This is a genomic window from Cryobacterium sp. TMB1-7, assembly GCF_004402435.1.
GTDB classification, from domain to species: domain Bacteria; phylum Actinomycetota; class Actinomycetes; order Actinomycetales; family Microbacteriaceae; genus Cryobacterium; species Cryobacterium zongtaii.
In genome coordinates, this window is sequence record NZ_SOFZ01000029.1 from 478832 (window position 1) to 496918 (window position 18087).

General features: G+C 64.7%; 23 protein-coding genes. 6 read left to right on the forward strand and 17 right to left on the reverse strand.

The genetic code is table 11. From position 1 onward, the window contains the following. Nucleotides 1-14 precede the first annotated feature (14 nt). Nucleotides 15-398, forward strand: coding sequence for a YciI family protein (locus tag E3O60_RS15310; RefSeq protein WP_088456523.1), 384 nt, complete (start codon nt 15-17; stop codon nt 396-398). On the opposite strand, the gene E3O60_RS15315 is transcribed toward E3O60_RS15310, so the two are convergent. The 12 genes from E3O60_RS15315 to E3O60_RS15370 all read right to left on the reverse strand — a co-directional run bounded on the left by E3O60_RS15315 (nt 395) and on the right by E3O60_RS15370 (nt 11188). Beyond that, a complete protein-coding gene (locus tag E3O60_RS15315; RefSeq protein ID WP_134498540.1) occupies nt 395-1495 on the reverse strand; it encodes a DUF475 domain-containing protein in 1101 nt (366 codons plus the stop codon). The two genes, E3O60_RS15310 and E3O60_RS15315, sit on opposite strands and share 4 nt — an antisense overlap. Nucleotides 1496-1868: 373 nt before the next feature. Next, on the reverse strand, nt 1869-2510 hold the full coding sequence (locus tag E3O60_RS15320) for a hypothetical protein (protein WP_134408392.1): 642 nt from the start codon (nt 2508-2510) through the stop codon (nt 1869-1871). Nucleotides 2511-2563: 53 nt separating this feature from the next. Then, entirely contained in the window at nt 2564-2956 is a 393-nt protein-coding gene (locus E3O60_RS15325; RefSeq protein WP_134498542.1) for a TadE/TadG family type IV pilus assembly protein, read from the reverse strand. Continuing rightward, nucleotides 2953-3387 carry a TadE/TadG family type IV pilus assembly protein gene (locus E3O60_RS15330; RefSeq protein ID WP_134498544.1) on the reverse strand — a complete coding sequence of 145 codons (435 nt, stop codon included), beginning with the start codon at nt 3385-3387 and terminating at the stop codon, nt 2953-2955. Before E3O60_RS15330 ends, E3O60_RS15325 begins: the two co-directional genes overlap by 4 nt. Nucleotides 3388-3397: 10 nt before the next feature. Beyond that, entirely contained in the window at nt 3398-3775 is a 378-nt protein-coding gene (locus E3O60_RS15335) for a hypothetical protein (protein WP_134408395.1), read from the reverse strand. A gap of 83 nt (nt 3776-3858) precedes the next feature. Beyond that, nucleotides 3859-5193 carry a phosphoribosyltransferase gene (locus E3O60_RS15340; RefSeq protein WP_134498546.1) on the reverse strand — a complete coding sequence of 445 codons (1335 nt, stop codon included), beginning with the start codon at nt 5191-5193 and terminating at the stop codon, nt 3859-3861. 83 nt (nt 5194-5276) lie between these two features. Continuing rightward, nucleotides 5277-6272, reverse strand: a complete 996-nt coding sequence (locus E3O60_RS15345; RefSeq protein ID WP_166789000.1) for a C4-dicarboxylate transporter — start codon at nt 6270-6272, stop codon at nt 5277-5279. 403 nt (nt 6273-6675) lie between these two features. Further along, on the reverse strand, nt 6676-7317 hold the full coding sequence (locus tag E3O60_RS15350; RefSeq protein WP_134498548.1) for a helix-turn-helix domain-containing protein: 642 nt from the start codon (nt 7315-7317) through the stop codon (nt 6676-6678). A 6-nt stretch (nt 7318-7323) separates the two neighbouring features. Beyond that, nucleotides 7324-7758 carry a VOC family protein gene (locus E3O60_RS15355; protein WP_088456532.1) on the reverse strand — a complete coding sequence of 145 codons (435 nt, stop codon included), beginning with the start codon at nt 7756-7758 and terminating at the stop codon, nt 7324-7326. A gap of 573 nt (nt 7759-8331) precedes the next feature. Then, nucleotides 8332-9066, reverse strand: a complete 735-nt coding sequence (locus E3O60_RS15360; RefSeq protein ID WP_134408400.1) for a hypothetical protein — start codon at nt 9064-9066, stop codon at nt 8332-8334. A gap of 197 nt (nt 9067-9263) precedes the next feature. Continuing rightward, nucleotides 9264-9578 carry a hypothetical protein gene (locus E3O60_RS15365; RefSeq protein WP_088456535.1) on the reverse strand — a complete coding sequence of 105 codons (315 nt, stop codon included), beginning with the start codon at nt 9576-9578 and terminating at the stop codon, nt 9264-9266. 38 nt (nt 9579-9616) lie between these two features. After that, nucleotides 9617-11188: an MFS transporter gene (locus E3O60_RS15370; RefSeq protein WP_134408402.1), complete on the reverse strand. Its 1572-nt coding sequence runs from the start codon at nt 11186-11188 to the stop codon at nt 9617-9619. Between the two features lie 72 nt (nt 11189-11260). On the opposite strand from E3O60_RS15370, the gene E3O60_RS15375 reads away from it, so the two are divergent. Beyond that, entirely contained in the window at nt 11261-11773 is a 513-nt protein-coding gene (locus E3O60_RS15375) for a MarR family transcriptional regulator (protein ID WP_088456537.1), read from the forward strand. Nucleotides 11774-11819: 46 nt separating this feature from the next. On the opposite strand, the gene E3O60_RS18900 is transcribed toward E3O60_RS15375, so the two are convergent. After that, a complete protein-coding gene (locus tag E3O60_RS18900; protein ID WP_241980056.1) occupies nt 11820-12227 on the reverse strand; it encodes an ester cyclase in 408 nt (135 codons plus the stop codon). Here E3O60_RS18900 and E3O60_RS15385 point away from each other — a divergent pair. Further along, a complete protein-coding gene (locus tag E3O60_RS15385) occupies nt 12226-12741 on the forward strand; it encodes an SRPBCC domain-containing protein (protein WP_166789001.1) in 516 nt (171 codons plus the stop codon). The two genes, E3O60_RS18900 and E3O60_RS15385, sit on opposite strands and share 2 nt — an antisense overlap. Nucleotides 12742-12785: 44 nt before the next feature. On the opposite strand, the gene E3O60_RS15390 is transcribed toward E3O60_RS15385, so the two are convergent. After that, the gene (locus E3O60_RS15390; protein WP_134498552.1) at nt 12786-13172 is read right to left on the reverse strand and encodes an MmcQ/YjbR family DNA-binding protein; all 387 of its coding nucleotides are present in this window, start codon (nt 13170-13172) and stop codon (nt 12786-12788) included. A 232-nt stretch (nt 13173-13404) separates the two neighbouring features. On the opposite strand from E3O60_RS15390, the gene E3O60_RS15395 reads away from it, so the two are divergent. After that, nucleotides 13405-14349, forward strand: a complete 945-nt coding sequence (locus E3O60_RS15395; protein WP_255455321.1) for an NADPH:quinone oxidoreductase family protein — start codon at nt 13405-13407, stop codon at nt 14347-14349. Between the two features lie 24 nt (nt 14350-14373). Here the strand turns inward: E3O60_RS15395 and E3O60_RS18905 are convergent, their stop codons facing one another. Then, the gene (locus E3O60_RS18905; protein WP_240632201.1) at nt 14374-14730 is read right to left on the reverse strand and encodes a three-helix bundle dimerization domain-containing protein; all 357 of its coding nucleotides are present in this window, start codon (nt 14728-14730) and stop codon (nt 14374-14376) included. A gap of 198 nt (nt 14731-14928) precedes the next feature. Here E3O60_RS18905 and E3O60_RS15405 point away from each other — a divergent pair, with 198 nt between their 5' ends. Continuing rightward, nucleotides 14929-15357, forward strand: coding sequence for a hypothetical protein (locus E3O60_RS15405; RefSeq protein WP_134408406.1), 429 nt, complete (start codon nt 14929-14931; stop codon nt 15355-15357). Between the two features lie 140 nt (nt 15358-15497). Here the strand turns inward: E3O60_RS15405 and E3O60_RS15410 are convergent, their stop codons facing one another. Both E3O60_RS15410 and E3O60_RS15415 read right to left on the reverse strand, forming a co-directional pair. Continuing rightward, a complete protein-coding gene (locus tag E3O60_RS15410) occupies nt 15498-16403 on the reverse strand; it encodes a cell wall metabolism sensor histidine kinase WalK (RefSeq protein WP_241983560.1) in 906 nt (301 codons plus the stop codon). Between the two features lie 224 nt (nt 16404-16627). Further along, nucleotides 16628-17365, reverse strand: a complete 738-nt coding sequence (locus E3O60_RS15415) for a response regulator transcription factor (protein WP_166789002.1) — start codon at nt 17363-17365, stop codon at nt 16628-16630. A 201-nt stretch (nt 17366-17566) separates the two neighbouring features. Between E3O60_RS15415 and E3O60_RS15420 the strand changes: the two genes are divergently transcribed. Next, nucleotides 17567-18037, forward strand: a complete 471-nt coding sequence (locus E3O60_RS15420) for a hypothetical protein (protein ID WP_134498554.1) — start codon at nt 17567-17569, stop codon at nt 18035-18037. Nucleotides 18038-18087: the final 50 nt, after the last annotated feature.

Sequence of the window (18087 nt, forward strand, 5' to 3'; positions counted from 1 at the left end):
TCGAAGGAGATCTCATGCGCTTCTCGTTGCTCATCATCAAGGCTGAGACCAGGGAGGGCGACATCTCCGAGGAGGAGCTGCCGCCGTTTCGGGAGCTGTTCGACGCGTACGCGGCGTCGTTACAGGAATCAGGCGCGTTGGTCGCAGCGGATATCTTCAGGCCCGCCGCGGAGTCAACCACGGTGACGCTCCGCGGCGGCAGCAGGGAGGTGCGCGACGGTCCATTCATCGACGCCGTCGAATCCCTGTCCGGCTGCTTCGTGATCGACGTGCCGAACCGGGCCGCCGCGCTGGAATGGGCGGAGAAGTGCCCTGCCGCACTTTACGGAGTCGTCGAGGTGCGCCCGGCGGCCCTGGCCTTCCACGACGGTCGCTGGCGCGGCGAGAACCGACGCTAGGGACTGTCGACGAGTTCAGGGGCCCTGACCAGGGTTTCGGCCGATTCGCGCCGGTTCACGAGAACCGACGAGAGGAAGGCCGCGCAGATCAGGAACACCCCGATGAGACCCGTGACGATCTCCGGGATCTCAAAACCGATACTCAGAAGCAGGATGCCCGCGAGCGCACCGATGGCCCAGTGGGCGCCATGGTCGAGGTAGATGTAATCGTTGAGGGTGCCCTGGCGCACCAGGAAGATGGTGAGCGATCGGACGAACATCGCGCCGATCAGACCGAGACCGAGCAGGATGATAATCGGGTCCGCGGTGATTGCGAACGCGCCGATGACGCCATCGAACGAGAAAGAGGCGTCGAGGACTTCGAGGTAGAGGAAAGAAAAGAACGCTGCCCGGCCGGTGAGCACGGCAAGCGTGGACGCGCCGCCGCGTGTGGTGTCCGACACTGCCTCGGCCGCGTCGCTGCCCTCGAACAATGACCCGAGTCCGTTCACCAGAACGTACGTGATGAGGCCGAGCACGCCGGCAACAAGGACCACAGAGGCATCGTCGGCAATGGCAGCTCCGCCCAGCAGGGCTGCGAGCGCGACAACGTAGGACAAGGAATCGAGCTTTCCAACCCGTGCGAGCGGCTTCTCCAACCAGCTGAGCCAGGTGATGTCCCGCTCTTCGAAAATGAAGTCCAGAAACAGCATGAGCAGGAACATTCCGCCGAAGGCCGCAATCTGCGGGTGGGCATCGTGCAGATAGTGGCCGTAGGTGCCGACGGTGGCCGGGTCACCCTTCTGCAGGGCCAGGGTGATGACCTCGCCGAAAGACAGACCCGTGGTTGCGGACACCAGAATGAGCGGCATGATCAGGCGCATCCCCACGACGGCGATGAGGATGCCGATCGTGAGGAAGATCTTCTGCCAGAATTCCGACATTTTCTCCAGCACCCTGGCATTGACAACCGCGTTGTCGAATGACAGTGAGATCTCCATCAGCCCAAGGATCACGCAGAGGGCAACCGCAGCCCAGCCGCCGTAAACCAGCGCGATGACGAGCGCTATCAAGGACACGATGAGCGACCACGAGAAGTGGTGGAAGAAGGTTTTCATACTGACTTGGTTGGGATCACCCGTTCGGGCTCTCCGCATCCTTTCTGACAAATTTTGCGCGACGATGCAGTTTTTTGACCTGTCTCACCGGGTCTCGACAGGCTCGACTAACGCCGCAGGCTCGACCAACGGTACAGGCTCGACGAGCCCGCGCGCGCTCGCGGCGAGGGCAGCACTGTCGGCGTCGCCCGAGATCCGGGCCCGCGCGGCAAGCTCGTCGGCGGCGTCCAGGACGGCTCCGGTGATCTCCTCCCGAACTCGTTGCAGTAAAGACCGGGTGCGGTCTCGGCGAAGGCCGCGATGGGAGCGCCGGCAACTGCTCCTGCAACGAGTGCTCCATTGAGCAAGGTGAGGAGGAGCAGACGTCTGTTGTTCAGCAAGCTTCACCTGTGTCCTCCAACGACCTCACAAACCAGGCACCCGCGGCGGGGCTATATACGACAGTTATTGTCGACAAACCACGCGGGTTCGGTGGCTGGGGTGCAGCCTCCCCGCTGGGCAGGGTGACCGTTCGGGTGGAGCTGTCGTAGCAGGTGGTGATCATCACAGATCCGAAGGGGACGGTCGTCCCATCCGCTTCCAGGCCCCCAGAATATGAGTCCTCTACGGTGCTGGTGATTCCCCCGGTGACCACGTAGCCCTGATCGGCGATGGCTTGAGCCGTGGTGATGACAGAGGTATTTGCTGGAGGGACTGCAACCGCGTTGATTCGCTCGGGTGAAACTCCCTTCTCCGCAATAACAGCGTTCATGATCTGAACGAACTGAGCGAGGGTCGCCTCGGCCGCGACCACAGCCTCAGACTCGCTCGTGGGAGCAGCCGATGAGGTGGGTGTCGGCGCGGGAGCCGCCGAGCTCTGTGGAGTAGCTGTCGCGGCGGTGGCTTCAGGGGTCGGCGCAGCCTGTGGTGCCGGGCTCGAACAACCTGCCAGAATCACTGCGGCCACCAGGGACGAGCCCAAAAGGCCAAACGTGCGCTTCTGACTGATTGACATCGGGGTGATCAGCGTGGTCATGGTGCTCCTTTGAAGGACTGGAAGTACATCAGATGCGATGAGTCGGCGAGAAGTCATGGTCGTTCCCGGAAGGCGTCCACGGGCGAGCTCGCCGTGGTGGTGATGGCGCTCACGGTGCCTACCTCCCCCAGGGGAACATTGAGCCCACTGTCGTCAACGAACACGCTGAAGTCCGCGCAGGCGAGGCCGGACTGCGCCACCGAGGTCTGCGCGGCCAGCTGTGCGCTGGCCTGGGCGCCGACGGTCGTGCGGGACAGCGACGCGTCCCGGGCCGCGGCGACAGCGGCGGATTCGACGGCGTTGCCGGCCAGGGCCACCCGGGCGCCGGCCACCAGCAGCAGGATGACCAGGACCAGCGCCGGCGCGATCAGCACCAGCTCGACGGACATCGAGCCGCGCTCGCCGGAGCCGTGCAGCCGCCCGCGCAGCCATCGACGTAGCCTCATGGTGTGATCCACCGTTCTACCGGTCCGGACACTGTGCGTTCCACTCGGGTGTCCCAGCCGGGAACCAGCGTGGGTGCGTTGCCGCTGACGGTGACGGTGACGGTCACGGTCACGGTGGTGATCGTGCTATCCACCACCACCACCACGGCACCGTCGAGCACAGTGCCGGTCTGCTGGGCAGAAGCGGTGCCGGCGGCCACGCCATCCGCCGCCACGGCGTCATACAGCCGGGCCGCGTTGTAGGCGCTGGACGCTGCGGCCTGGGCGATGTTGCCGGCGTGCAACCACACCGCACCCTGCACAATGACGAAGAAGACGCCGAACAGGATCTGCAGCACGATGAGGGCTTCCACCGTCTGTGAACCGCGCTCTGACGCCCCCTCACGACGAAGTGCGGTGAGGGTGGTGCGGAAACGCGGTCGTCTGGCCATGGTCTGCGGCTTAGCCCGGCAGCTTGCCGACCTGGGCCTGTACGAACGCCGTCACCGCGGCGATGACGATACCGGCGATCACGAGGATGCCGACGACGAGGAAGATCCACTCTACGGTCTGCAGGTCGGCGTCTCCGGTGGAGCGCACCAGACGGGCGCGGCGGCGGACTTCGGTGACGAGGCCAGGGTATTCCGCTCGCAGGGTGAGGTCCGGGGCCAGCCCAGGGGGCTGGGCGCCGGCCGTGTCTGCCGAGAACCCCGGTGTTCCGCGAACCGTTCGGCTGGAGAGGTGTCTGGCGATGTCACTCACCGCGGCGGTGACATCCGCCGTCACGACGACCTCACCCACCACCCCGGACACATCTTTCACGGCAAGTCGAAGCTTCATTGTTGTTCCCCCAGGGGGGACCATACGGCATGGGGCCCCCGGATGGCGCCTTTTTTGCATCTGATCGGGAAACTTCTTGGTTCCTAGGCGGGCTCCGCGGTGTTCGGCGGCACCAGGTGGCCGGCGAACCAGTCGGCGGCCAATTCGGCGGCGGCGCCCAGGGCGCCCGGTTCCTCGAACAGGTGGGTGGCGCCGGGTATGACGGCCAGCCGGTTCTCGCAGCGCAGGTGTTTCTGTGCCTCACGGTTGCCCTCCAGCACGGTGATATCGGCACCGCCGACGATGAGCAGGGTGGGCGCGGTCACCAGCGGTAGTCTCGTTCCGGCCAGGTCGGGCCGGCCCCCGCGAGACACGACAGCGGCAATATGCGTCTCGGCATCGCCGGCCGCCCACAGGGCTGCGGCGGCTCCGGTGCTGGCACCGAAGTAGCCGATCCGGCATCCGGCGGTGTCGGACCGGTCGGTCAGCCAGCCGGTGACGGCGACCAATCGCCGGCCCAGCAGCTCGATGTCGAAGACGTTCCCCCGGTCCAGCTCCTCCTCCGGCGTGAGCAGGTCGAACAGGAGGATGCCCAGCCCGGCCTCGAACAGCACATCGGCCACGTACTGGTTGCGGGGGCTGTGCCGGCTGCTGCCGCTCCCGTGGGCGAAGAGCACCACGCCGGTCGGCGACGCGGGCAGGTGCAGATGCCCGTTCAGGGGCACGGTCTCGACGGGTATCTCGACCTCGTCGTCGACCCCCGGCTCGAGGTCCGAGTCGCCAGCACCCGACGGCCCGGTGAGCCGCCGTGCCGCCTCGTCGAGCAGCCGAGCGACCTCGTCGTCGGTGGTGGCCGAGAAGTCGGTGTAGAACTGGCCGACCGCCCAGAAGGTCTCCGGCGCCGCCAGGTAGACGATGTCGTCAGCGCCGGTCATCTCCGCCAGGGTCGAGGCGGCGATCACGGGCACCGCGAGGATCACGGTCGCGGCGCCGAACCTGCGGGCCACGTCGCACGCCACTCGTGCTGTCGCCCCCGTAGCCACCCCGTCATCCACGATCACGACGGTTTTGCCATCGAGTGGGATCCGGTCGCGGCCCGGCCGAAGTCGCTCGACCCGCGCGTCGAGGTTCACCCGCTCGCGAGCTTCGACCGCGCTCACCTCGGCGTCGGTCACCCCGGTCAAGGCCACGGTCGATTCGTCGATGAGTTGCTCCCCGCCCTCGCCGATGGCGCCCATCGCGAATTCGGGCTGGAAGGGCACGCCGAGCTTGCGCACGACGATGACGTCGAGAGGGACGTCGAGTGACGCGGCGACCTCGTACGCCACCGGCACTCCCCCGCGGGGAATGCCGAGTACCACAATGTCCTGCCCACGCAGGTAGTCGAGCTGCAGGGCCAGTCGACGACCGGCTTCCACGCGATCAGTGAAGAGCACCATCGGCCCATGATCGTCCCGCACGCCCTCTGCCGCTAGACATCACATCCAGAGTGCGACCATCACGGACTACACGGGCCCGACTCTCACGGCTTCGGGTCGGCCCAGCTCGGCTTACCAGTCCGACCGCTCAGCAGGGCGACGGATCGCACGGCGATGCTCCCGATCAGCATCGTGGCGACCCCAGTGGCGAGCCACGCCCACACCGCGTGGCCTGGACCGCCCCAGAGCGCCAGCCAGTGTGCCGTATAGGTTCCGCTGGAGGCCGCGGTGAACGTGAATGCCCAGAACCCCAGGGTGAAAGGCAGCCGCCAGTAGGTGCCCAGCATCATCAGTTGCACGAGGATCAGCACGACGAAGGCACCGAGCAACATCGTCTCGACCAGGTCGACGCGGCCGCCGTTGACCGCGAACCACGCGTTTCCGGCGACCGCCGGCGGTGCGGACCAGATCGCGAAGGTCGGCAGGAGAGCGTCGGGCGGCGCCGGGCGGAACGCCATCCGCGCCAGGATGATCGTGCCCAGCATCAGCCAAAACAAGATACCGACAGCGATGGCCGCTTCGCCCAACAACGTCCAGCCGAACGTGCCTGCCCCCTGCCCGATGATGAACGCTGCGGCGACGGTGGGCAACAGGTAGCCGCCGTGGATGCTGTCGATGCTGCGCTCGCGGAGAGCGAACTGAGCAAGAAACCAGGTGCCGAAGAGCAGGCCGATCACCATGAATACACCCGTGGCGATGCGGCCGGCGAGCGGGAAATACTGCGCGTAGTGGGTGCAGACCAACAACGCCGACGTCGGTGCGAGCGACGCGAAAGGGCCCTGCACGGGGTCGCGGAGATCCTCGCCGATGCTGCCGCCGTGATAACCGGATCGCCGGAGGTAGTTCGTGACGACGACGATCCAGGCGGCTGCCGCGAGCATCCACATTCCCTCGGCGATGATGTTCGGCGTGAGCGAGGTGTGTGCGGCCATGGTCCAGGTGCCGGCCAGGCCGGACAGCCCGAACGGGATGCCAAGGCTGCTCAGCGGAGCCCGACCGGTGCGGGTGCTGCGGACGCGCGACCTCGGCGCAGGTGTCATGGCGTTGTCTCCTCGCGGACGGACGTGGCTGGTGAGCGTCGTGCCCACATCGTCAGGCATGTCGATCCCGCCCGGTCAACGCTACGCGGGGTGAAGCGGGACTTTCGTCACAGTGAGGCTCGACCGAACCGATGGTTTCGAGTCTCGGAGTTTGAAGCACTCGGTGCAACACCCGGAGACTCAAAAGCCGCCGCCAAGGTCGGCAATGGGCTGTCTGTCGTCCCTGATCTTGTCGCAGAAGCGGCAGCCGTGGTACCTCGGCGCGTCCGGCGAGTCCTGCTTGATGACCCATTTGTGCAACCCGAGCCGGCATCGAAGTCGTCGTTTCATCTTCAGCTCCCTCAGGTCAAGGTGACGCCGTTTGCCCCCCAAGCTACGCCGGACGACGCGGTCGCGCTCGTGATCAGGCGACCAGATTAAAGGTGCTCGCGAAACGGTCGAGCAGGTCGGCGCGTCCATGTAGCACCTTGATCACCCCCGTTGTGATCGCACGAGCCGGTGCGAGCTCACCCAGAATGAGCAGGTGGATGTCCGGACCGGCCACAAAGGCGAGGTCTGCAGGTCCGTGCCCGCGGGTCACGTCCAGGGTTCTGCCCTTTACCCTGATGAGCAGCTCGGCGCCACCGAATTGCGCCGCGTAGGCGGTGGGGGGCAGCTTCGCTGCCACCTGGGCGCGGAACGTCGTTCGCAGATCCATCGTCAGCGAGTCGGGAGTGATGACTTGCTCATCCCGCGGCTCACCCATCGCCTTGAAGCCCCAGGCGCCGAACGCCAGCACAACGGGCTCGAGCTCGCGGCCGTACGGCGTCAGCTCGTAGACGATCACGCGCGAGCGCGGTGCCCGGCGGATCACACCGGCCGACTGCAGTTCCTTGAGTCGCGCCGCCAGGATGTTGCTCGGGATGCGAGGCAGTCCCTCGGCGAGTTCTCCATAGCGGCGCGGCCCAACGAGCAGGTCGCGAACAATGAGCAGGGCCCAGCGCTCGCCCACGAGTTCCATGGCGCGGGAGACACCGGAGTACTGCCCATAGTCGCGTGCAGCCATCGCTGGCTAGGCCTGCTGGTTCAGGACGGCGCCCGGCCCCTGCTCGGCGGCGACCGGCTCCATGTAGCCGAACTCGACAATGTTGCCGTCGGGGTCAGTGAGTTGACGCTGATACATGAAGCCGTAGTCGGAAGGCTCCTGCGCCTCCGTGCCTCCGGCTGCGACGCCCCCGGCGACGCTGGCGTCCACCGCTTCCCGGCTGTCCAGGAAGATTGCGGTCGACACCGACGGGTTCACGGCCGGGTCACCGAGGGGAAGCTCGGTGAAGGTTTGGAAATACGCGCGGACCAGCAGCATGATCGCGCTGTGATCCTCCTCTACGACGACGCAGGCCGCGTTGTGATCAGTGAAAAGCGGGTTGATGGTGAATCCGATCGCCGTGTAGAAGGCCTTCGCGCGATCCAGATCGGTCACCGGCAGATTGACGAACATCGAAGTCATGGTGCTCTTCCTTTCGTGGGTTCGGTATCACTGAGGGGTCCGGAGATGGACACCATCCACACTTGCAAAAAACAAGTAGCGTGTCAAGGGTTGGGCGCCCGGCCTGGTCTTACCTGCCGTCGATGATGGACATCAGCCCGGCAAACGCGAAGATCCCGGGCACGACGTAGAGCAACGTGCAAAAAAGGAACCGGGGCGACCTCCTGCCCGGTTACCCGTTCATCCCGATATCGACGAGCGCTGGCAGCAGGTAGAGCACGTCCGACCGGTACGTGACCGGCCTATACAGGTGGAACCACCGGTCGAAACCTCCCTCAAGAGACAACCGCTGGGCGCGATCGACTCCGGTGGGCAGGTCGCTGCCGAGCCTGTTGTCCGAGGTCGCGTCGAGGATGAGGTGCGGCAGCGGCGCAGGCAGCCTGACGGCCAGATAGTGCCATCGGCTCGACCGGCCCGCTCGGCGCACCAGATTGCCGAGAGACTATGAAGAGATACCACAGGTCATTGATCCCCCGACACTCACGCTAGTGGGCACGCGGACACCGGTCGACCGGATCAGCTCGCGGCGTCTGGTCAGCCTGGCGGCGGGCCCGGCTCCGCGGGCCGCACGTACTCGTAAACATCGACATGGTCACTCTTGAGCACGAACCGGGTGAGACTGCGCGTCGTCTGCGCTAGGTCAGCGATGGTCTCGTCACCGTCGGGGGAACACGCTTCGGCACCGATCCCCTCGTTGAGCCCTTGAACGGGATGGGCCACGAGCAGGCAGGTAGAACCGTAGCGAGATTTCCCGCTCCAGACGGTGAGGTACCCGTAGGTTTCGTAGCGCCGCATCGCATCGGCATTCAGCCCCAGCCGGTTGAGAGTGCCGTGCGGGTCGTTCGGCTCATCGGCCTCCGTGCCCTCCGACACCAGCCCGAGAATGGCGTCCGGGGGAAATGCGTAGTTCGGCGTGCGCACGTAGTCCGGCGCAGATGGCTGCATCCACGCGACGATGGCCGCGGTTAGGGCGAGGGTCGTGATGGTCCCGCCGAGGATCGTCAGCCAGCTTCGGCGGCGGCGCCACCACGGCGCCGCGGGGGCTTCGCCGATGGGAACGGAATCCGCGATCGGACCCTCGGCGGGGTCGCTCTCGGTGACCGCCCGTGAGTCAGGGTCGGGGTCGGTGACCGCGGCCTCCAGTTCGGTGAGCCGAGCCCGAGCCGCCGCATCCCCCGCGATGTCGGCATTCCGTCCGTACGCGCGTCGCCGCAGGCGCTCCAACTCGGTGGATTCGTCGAACTCGCCGGGCGCCGGCGGCACATCCATGTCCTCATTATCCGCGCGGGCGGGACAGGAGGAAAGGGGCTACCTGTTAGGGGCCGTCATCTGACAGGACAAAAGCCCGGAGCACCGACCGGAGCGGCTTCATGCTGGGAGCCGTGGTGTCCGGTGCTCTGCACGTCGTCTACATGCTCGTTCCTCGAGCCTGGCCGTCACACCGGTCCGCCTGTGCGAGGTGCTGCCTACCGGAAGGGCACAGGGACGTGGGCGGCCTTGGCCCAATCAAACCGGATGCGTTGACCGCCGGTTTCGTTCAGTATGTAGGCCTCAAGCTTCATGACGCGATGGTCGGCGATTGCCTGATCGGTTCCCACGATGTCGAATCGATACCTGCTGGAGTGCTCGGTCACGAGGACCGCACCGATGCCGGGAAAGATGACGAACATTTGATCCGTAAACAACAGTGTGTGTTCGTAGTGCCGACGAAGATTCTGGCCCAGTTGCGGGAAACTACGGAGCGATTCGACCGGGCGCACGATGGCTGTCATGGTGATCATGATGTAATCCTCAGCCCGCAAGGTAAGCACCAGGTTAACTACCGGTGGGCGTCTGCTGGGAATTCACCCGTCGCGACTTCGTGCTGAGCGGGTGCGATGAGGAAGGTGATGATCGACGCTACGACCAGGGTCACGGCCCCGGCGAGCATCGCCGCGCTGAACCCGACCGCGAACGCTTCCCGGGCAGCACGTGCGAGGGCCTCGCCTTCCGGGCCGAACGAATCGGCGATGCCGATCGCGGCACCGGCGCCGGCGTCGACGACCTGGCGCACCTGGTCGGGAATCCCGTCAAGCGCCGGCTTGATGTCGCTCCGGTAGAAGCTGATCAGGACACTCGAGAGCACGGCGATTCCGAGCACGCCGCCGACCTCGCGGGTGATGTCGTTGACGGCGCTCGCGACGGAGCGCCGCTCCGCGGGGAGACCCTCAATGATGAGTTGGGTTCCGGGGGTGATCCCCATGCCAAACCCGATGCCGAACACCAGGACGCCGGCTCCCAACACCCAGATCGAAGCATCCACCCCGCCGGCCAGGCCCGCTGCGCAGACGAAGAGCCCGACCCCCATGAGCAGCAGGCCCAATGAGCCGGGTACGCGTGCACCAAACCTCCTTTCGAGTGCGGCCGATATCCCGATGCCTGCGCCGACGCCGACGGGAACGATGAGCAGGGCCAGAGCCGCTCCTAGCGGCGTGTACTCCAACACGATTTGCAGATACTGCGGCGAAAGCACGAAGAACCCGAGCGAGGCGAAAAACTGAACGGTGACGATGAGGGATCCCGCGGCCAGTCCACGATTGGCGAACAGCCTCACGTCGAGCGACGGATCTTTCGCACGCAACTGGTGCACGACGAACGCCACGAAACCCAGAGCGCCGACGGCGAACGCCAGCAGGGTGACGAGGTCGAGCCATCCGCGCTGAGGGCCCTCAACCACGCCGAAGACGAGCCCAGCCAAAGCGATGATCGACCAGAGTGCGCCCAACGGGTCGAGAGAAAGCCGCGGGTTGCGATTCTGCGCAACGAGCATCAGTACCGGGATGATCAGGGCAACGGCGACGCTGCCGAACACCAGTTGCACGCTTCCCCACCAATACGCTTCGAGGAGAGCACCGGCGATGATCGTGCCAGCCACCGCGCCGGCAGAGCTGACCCCCGACCACACTCCGATGGCAAAGGTTCGTCGCTCGGGCGGATACGCATCAACGAGCGCGGAGAGGGTTACGGGAAAGACCGCGGCGGCGCCCACCCCGGCAATGGCCCGCAGGGCGATGAACCAGCCGGGGTCGGGCGCGAACGCTGACGCGACGTTGGCCGCCCCGAAGATCAGCAAGCCCATCACGAGAATCGTGCGCCGCCCGACTCGGTCAGCGGCGATGCCCGCAGTGAGAAGGAGGGCGGCGAAGGTCAGGGCGTACGCATCGATGATCCAGGTCAGCTCGGACTGGTCAGCCTCAAGGTCGATCGCGATGTCGGGCAAGGCGATCGCCAGTGCCGAGTTGCCCGCAACGACCAGCGCGAGGGCGGCACAGAGCACAACAAGCAGCCCACGAAGCTGAGTCGGGTTGAGCGGCATGTGCGGTGCGGCAGTGGTCGGTGGGAGTGCGGTCATGACTATTCCCTTCCTTTAGCTCCTTTACCGAGTGTCTCCGTTACGGAAGGAAATGTCAACTATGATGTGGCCATGGCGAAAAACAGCGACATCCCGGGAGCGGAGCAGGTCGAGCGCAGCAGAATGTCGGCTGCAGAACTGTCGTGGGCGCTGCGCTCGGTGAATCGCGCCGCGTCCCAGCTCGAGCACGCCCTGGCCGCCAAGGTGGGACTGCGCGCCCTCGACTTCGAGGCGATGGGTCACATCATGGATCTGGAAGGAACCCAGCTCGGGCCGGCCGAACTTGGCCACCGTTTGGGCATCAGTACCGGCTCGGCGACCGAACTGGCGGACCGCCTCGAAGCTGCGGGCCACATCGCGCGCGCCCGGGATGCGACTGACCGGCGTCGAGTCAACCTAGTGCCGCAGGCTTCCGCCGTGGGTCGCATCCTCGGAGAGCTCGCCCCGCTCTTCACCGCGCTGGACAGCCTCGCACTCGAATTCTCGCCCGAGGAGCAGGCCGCGATCAGCCGATACTTGCGTGCCGCAGCAGACGAGCTCCAGACGCACTCTGCGACACTCACCTCGTCTTCGTCTGACGAGTGATGGTCAGCCGGCGCCGACCGGCAGTTGAGTCATGAGGTCCAGGGTGTCAGCGTTGAGCCAATATTCGATGACCCGATCGTTCGCGATTCGCAGGATGTCGGTGCCGTGGAAGGTCATTACCCTGCCCACCGGCGCTCCGACCCCCGGGCATGCCGCCGCCGTAGTGTCCGGTTGCCACCCCACGGACCACGACGTGGTCGCCGTCGACGAGGGGACCGACGTCGATCGAGAAGACGAGGTCGGACATGAGGGTTCCCATCTGCACGACGAGGTCCTTCATTCCGGAGACGCCGCCCACGGCGCTGTCGCCCCCATCGAACATGGCGGCGTGAACACGGTTGTCGTCGGAGATGATCTCCTCGGCGATCGCTTCGTCGCCGTTCCACATGGCGACCCAGTCGGCGACGAGCATGTTCGCCCCATCCCGGTCAGAAACGGCGAGGGTGTTGTCCATGTTTCCCGTTTTCTTCTCCGATGCGATCGTCGTTCTCGGTGAGGGCCAACTGGTCTTGCCGATTGACGTCCGCGCCCCACCGGAACGCTCCAGCCCCACGATCGACATCGCGGCCACACCCGAAGAGGTTTGGGACGTCCTTTCCGACTTCCCTGCTTACGGCGACTGGAGCAACTTCTCTCGTGTGGACGGGGTCCCGGAAGTCGGGAACAGACCCAAAATGCGCATGTCTGGATTTTGGTTCACATCGACGGTCACCGCTGTCACCGAGAGCCAGGAACTGCAATGGTCGGCGACGATTATCAGGGCGGCCCTGTTCCTCGGCGAGCACAACTTCACCCTCGTCCGCAAGACCGACGGCAGCACTCAGGTAACCAACACCGAGACCTTTTCCGGCGTCCTCACCAGGCCCTTCGAAGGCCTCTTCGCGAAGAGTCACAATGCGGGAGGGTATGTCGCGTTCAATCAATCGTTGAAGAGCCGGGTGGAGAGCCGGGCATCAATCCATCGCTAGGCCGGCGTCGCGGGCGTGCTGGTGACGTCACTCTCCCGAGGGGGTCACAGTTCTCTCTGGCCGAACGTTCGGGGGTCGACCGGCCGCTGGGCATGGGGCAGGTTCCCAATGACGAGCCGATAGGACTCGGTGACGAGGTCGTCGACAAGATCCTTCTCCAGGGTTCCGTCGGGATGCAAGGTGATCCAGTGCTGCTTGTTCATGTGGTAGCCGGGGGTGATATCCGCGTACTGCTCGCGCAGAGCTCTTGCGTCCTCCGGGTCGGCCTTGAGGATAACGATCGGCTCACCGGTGATCTCGGTCATCAGCATGAAGACCTTCTCGCGCACCTTGAAGACGTCCCAATCCGGCCCGAACGGATGCTCCAACGTGGCCCCCGGGAGCTCCCAGACGCGGTTACGCGCATGCTGCCGCAGCGTGCCGCCCTTCATGGTCACCCTCCTGAGGTCTCTCTCGCTCCGCACGGTGCCGCGGCTGCGCTCCCATTCCAGCAGACGGCTCGGCCGATAGAAATTCCCGCGGGGATACTCCCGGTCGGACGCGACAACGGGTGAGGTGAATCGATCGAGCCATCCACCGGCGGATGATTGAGTCATGAGTCCACACCGCACGATGATGCACGCACTGCGAAATACAACGCACGGCGGACCACGACTGCTGCAGATGCAGCAAATCCCCATCCCGAGCCGCGGCCCGGGAGAGGTACTCGTAGAAGTACATGCCGCCGGTGTCGCTTACCCTGACGTGCTGCAGTCGCGCGGCGAGTATCAGCTGAAAGTTCCGCTTCCATTCACTGTGGGATGTGAGTTCTCCGGCATCATCGCTGACGCTGATCCCGATTCCGGATTCGTCGCCGGCGACCGGGTCCTTGGCGTAGCTGGTTCCGGCGCGTTTGCCGAGTACGTCGTCACCCCTGCCGATCGGGTGTTGCCCTTGCCCGATAGTGTCGACTTCATCCAGGGTGCGGCGATGCCGATAAATGTGCTCAGCGCTGAATTCGCCTTGGGAGAGCGCGGCAATCTTCGTGCCGGTGAGACGGTGTTAATCCACGGCGCCGCGGGCGGGCTCGGAGTGGCGCTCACCCAACAGGCGAAGCTACGGGGCGCATCCGTCATCGCTGTGGTCTCCACGCCTGAGAAGGCCGAACTGTCACGAAGCATCGGTGCGGATGACGTCATCTCCCCCTTCGACTTCCTCACCGAGGTCCGCCGCATCACGGATGGGCGTGGGGTGGATATGGTGTTGGATCCGGTGGGCGGTGAGCGCTTCACTGATTCGCTGCGGGCGCTAACTACCCGCGGCCGCTTGCTCGTTCTCGGTTTCACCGGAGGGAGCATCCCGACCGTTCGGGTGAACCGCCTTCTGCTGACCAACACGACGATCGTTGGTGTCGCCTGGGAAGGCCTCATGCCCTCACCGTCGGTGTCTCTCCAAGACCAGTGGGCGCGGCTTGTTCCTGATGTCGCCCGGGGTGCGCTCGCGCCGGTCATCGGCGAGGTCGTCCCGTTCACCCAGGCACCGGAAGCAATCGCCGCGCTGGATGAGCGCCGCGCGCTCGGAAAGACAGTTCTTCGTGTCAGTGGCGACGGATGGGCGGCTACGAGTTAGACCACTCCCTCAGGTTGGCGCGCATCAGCGTTCGTTGGCGCCGGTGCCTCCCAGTAGATCGCCAAGCAGGGGCCCACGATGTCCCTCACGACTTGCGCGCTCGACTTCTATCGGGTCCAGGGCCTGGTCACCGTCCGGCACCGGACCCAGCGCTTCGAGCTGTTCGACCACAACGCTCGACTCCTTCGCTTCCTTCTTCAGCCGCTTCTTCGCGGCCTTCTCAACAAGGACCGGAACGAAGTCACGAACCCGACCCCCATCCAACTTCCCATGCTCCTCGTCGACGACGTCCGCGATATGGCCGCGCTCCAGACTCGGGAACCGTTCCGCCAACCGATCAATCACCTGATCGATGGCTTGAGTTTCATCTAGCTCGCTCATGTGGACATTCTCTACTGGTGACCCTCCCCCGACAACAGCTGGCAGTGCCAAATGTGGGCGAAAGGCGAAGCCGAAAGGGCGAAATGGTTGCGTCCCTGATGACGGCGAAAATTGACTCACAGTCCGCTCCGCCGTAGGGTCTGAGTGTTGCCCCAGACCCCGGCAGCGGTTTTATCCGCAACGATCGGGGGAGCATAAATGCTTGACAGCCCGCCTCGCCCCGGCATCGGTGGCGCATCCAGGAACACCAGTTCTGTCGAGACAACCGAAGACGCGGCGAATTCTGTAACTGATGCCGCTAACCTCGCCTACACGCTGTCCTCAGAATTGGAATCGGTGGTGCGAGCCGTTCCTGGAGTGGACTCTCTGTATCCGACCGAGCCCGTCGTCGCGACGATTGTCGGTGCCATTGTCGACGCGCTGACGCACCGAGAACGCACGTCCAACCTGGTTGCCGTCACCATGGGAGACGCGGGGATAAACGTGTCCGTGGCTTTTCGGGCCGTCAGCTCTGAGCCGGCCACCGAAGTGTGCCGGCTCGTATTTGACTCGATCGCCATGGTCCTCGATGCCAGTTCGATCACGCGCATCGATAGCATCCACGTGACAGTTGCCAGCATCGGCTGATGTATCGCCATATTCTGGCCGCCCGTCAGGAACCGATGCGGGTGTCCGTTTCTTTCACACCGAGGTTTGTCGACGTGTAGACACCGAGATTCGCCCCTGAATATTGGTGACCTGAGCTCGACCTCTGTAACCGGTTGGCCTTAGTGATTCTGGCTGAGCAACGGCAATTCAACGGTGAAGGTCGCTCCTCGGCCGACACCCGCGCTTTCTGCTCGAACGCTTCCACCGTGGGCCTCGGTGATGGATTTAGCGATCGCCAGGCCTACGCCGGAGCCACCGTGTGCGCGGTCCCTGCTGGCGTCCACTCGGTAGAACCGCTCGAAAACATGCAAAATGTGGTCGGCCGGAATTCCATCGCCCTCGTCGGAGACGGCGACCACCGCCCTGCCGCCGACTACCGCGGCGGAGATCACGACCTCGCCCCCGGACGGGGTGTGTCGAACCGCGTTGTCGAGGAGATTTGTCAGGACCTGACCGATGCGATCGCTGTCCCCATCGACAGCCGCGTCCCGGGCGCCTCCGGACATAGTGACTGTCAGCGTCACGTTCTGGGCAGCGTATTGCGCTGTCGCCTGGGCCACTGCATCCGCGACGACCTGAGAAACGAGCAGGCGTCGTCGGTGCATTGTCAGTCGGCCTTCTTCGGCGGTCGTCACGATGGCGACGTCCTGGCTAAGCCGTGCCAGACGGGTGACCTGGTCACCCAGCATCGTGAGGGTTGCCGGATCCGCTTGCTGGACGCCATCGGCGATGGCCTCCAGGTAGGCACCGATCGTGGTGATGGGGGTGCGCATTTCGTGTGCCAGGTCGCCCAGCATCCTCGTTCTGGTCGCTTCGATCCGACCGAGATCGGTGGCCATCGAGTTGAAGGCCGCAGTGAGGTCGTCGAACTCACTGCCGAGTCCCACAGCGGGGATACGCGCGGTGTAGTCCCCGTCAGCCACCCGGCCAGCTGCTTCAGTGACGGGTGCCAGGGACCGGGTGATCCGGCGGGAGAGAAACAGGCTCACCCCGACTGACGCTGCCAGAGCAGCGATGAGGGCCACGGCTAGGGAGAGCGTTGATGCCGTCCGGAATGCCTCCTCGGCATGCACCGTCGAGTTAGCCCCAGAACCACCCGTGCCCATCATGTGAACGTGGAAAATGGCTGGGCCGATCCCTGCGACGACGACCCAGGCAGTTGCGACTCCGACGAGAACTACGACGAGGATGGCGCCAAGTAGGCGGGCGCTGAGGTCCCTAGGGCCAGGGACCCGTGTGCGTGTTCTGCTCACGCTCCCACGCCCATCTGGTAGCCGACGCCACGCACCGTCCTAATAAATACCGGTGTAGCCGGATCATCACCGATCTTGCGTCGTACGTGCCCGATATGCACATCCACAAGGTGCGGATCGCTCATCCAGCCGTCTCCCCATACGGCATCAATGAGTTGCTGCCGAGAGAAGACGATTCGAGGTTGACCGGCCAATGCCGCCAACACCTCGAACTCGGTGCGGGTCAGGTCCACCGCTTCACCGCTTCGGCGGACTTCGCGGCCGCCGACGTCGATTTGGAGGGAGCCAAGGACAAGAGGCGGTGTGCCGAGCGCGGCGGCTTGTTCGCTGGGGCGGGGCCGGCGGAGCATAGCGCGCACTCGAGCCACGAGCTCTCGCGGGCTGAAAGGCTTGGTCAGGTAATCGTCTGCTCCGACGGAGAGGCCGACCAGCTTGTCGATTTCGTCAACCCGGGCGGTCAGCATGATGATGTAGCAATCGGTGAAGGTGCGCACGGTACGACAAACCTCAATGCCGTCCATCCCTGGTAGGCCCAAGTCGAGAACGATGATGGCGGGGGCCCAGTTTCGTGCCGTCGTCACCGCAGCCTGGCCGTCAGCTGACGTCTGCACGTCGAACCCATCTCGCTCCAAGTAGCCGGCGACCAACTCGAGCAGCGGCACCTCATCGTCGACCACCAGTACTCGCGGCCGCGGCTCCGCAGCGGTTTGTGGCCTGAAGGTCGTTGACATCATGGTCTCATTGTCCCTCCGGGTTCATCCCGGACCGCTCTGATGAGCGGCTGCCGCCCATATCCCCAGTCAATCTTTGTCAAAAGACCTATCAATGGATTTCAGCTGAGCTGCACCGCGCCATTCCCAGCTGAACTTTGTCAAGTGTCGATACGGTTTTGGGTACCCGCGATTTCAACCTGGTTTGTCGACACTGGAGGTGACATGAACCCGCACGGCAATTCCGTAGCTGACCGTCACCAAAGGCCTGTAGTCGCCTATGCGTTCACGGCGGTTCTTGTCATGGCAGCCATGTTGCTGGGCATGCACTCCATGATCGGCGAGCACGGCGTAGGTTCGGGGGCAGCCGAGTCCACTGCACATTCCGACACCGTCCCGAGGGCCGCTGACTTCGGAACTGACGTGGCGGTCGCGGCGACGGCGCCGATGCTCCCAGTAGTCGTGCATGCAGAAGTCGGCCTTTTCGGTAGCGCCGACGGCATGTTCGATTGCGCCGTCTGGGCGATAACCTGCGCCCTGGTACTGGTTTTAGCGGCTCTCATCATTCTTGCCAGCTCGCCGGCCACGTATCGGCGTCTGCTCGAGGCGGGCGGGCGGGTCGTCTCTCGCTATCAGGGCCCCGCGCTTCATCTCTTCCGGCCTAGCTTGGTCGTTCTCTCCATCAGTCGCACCTAAAACCAGCAATGGCCTTAGCGTCACTCGACGCCTACCTTCACCACGCCGTA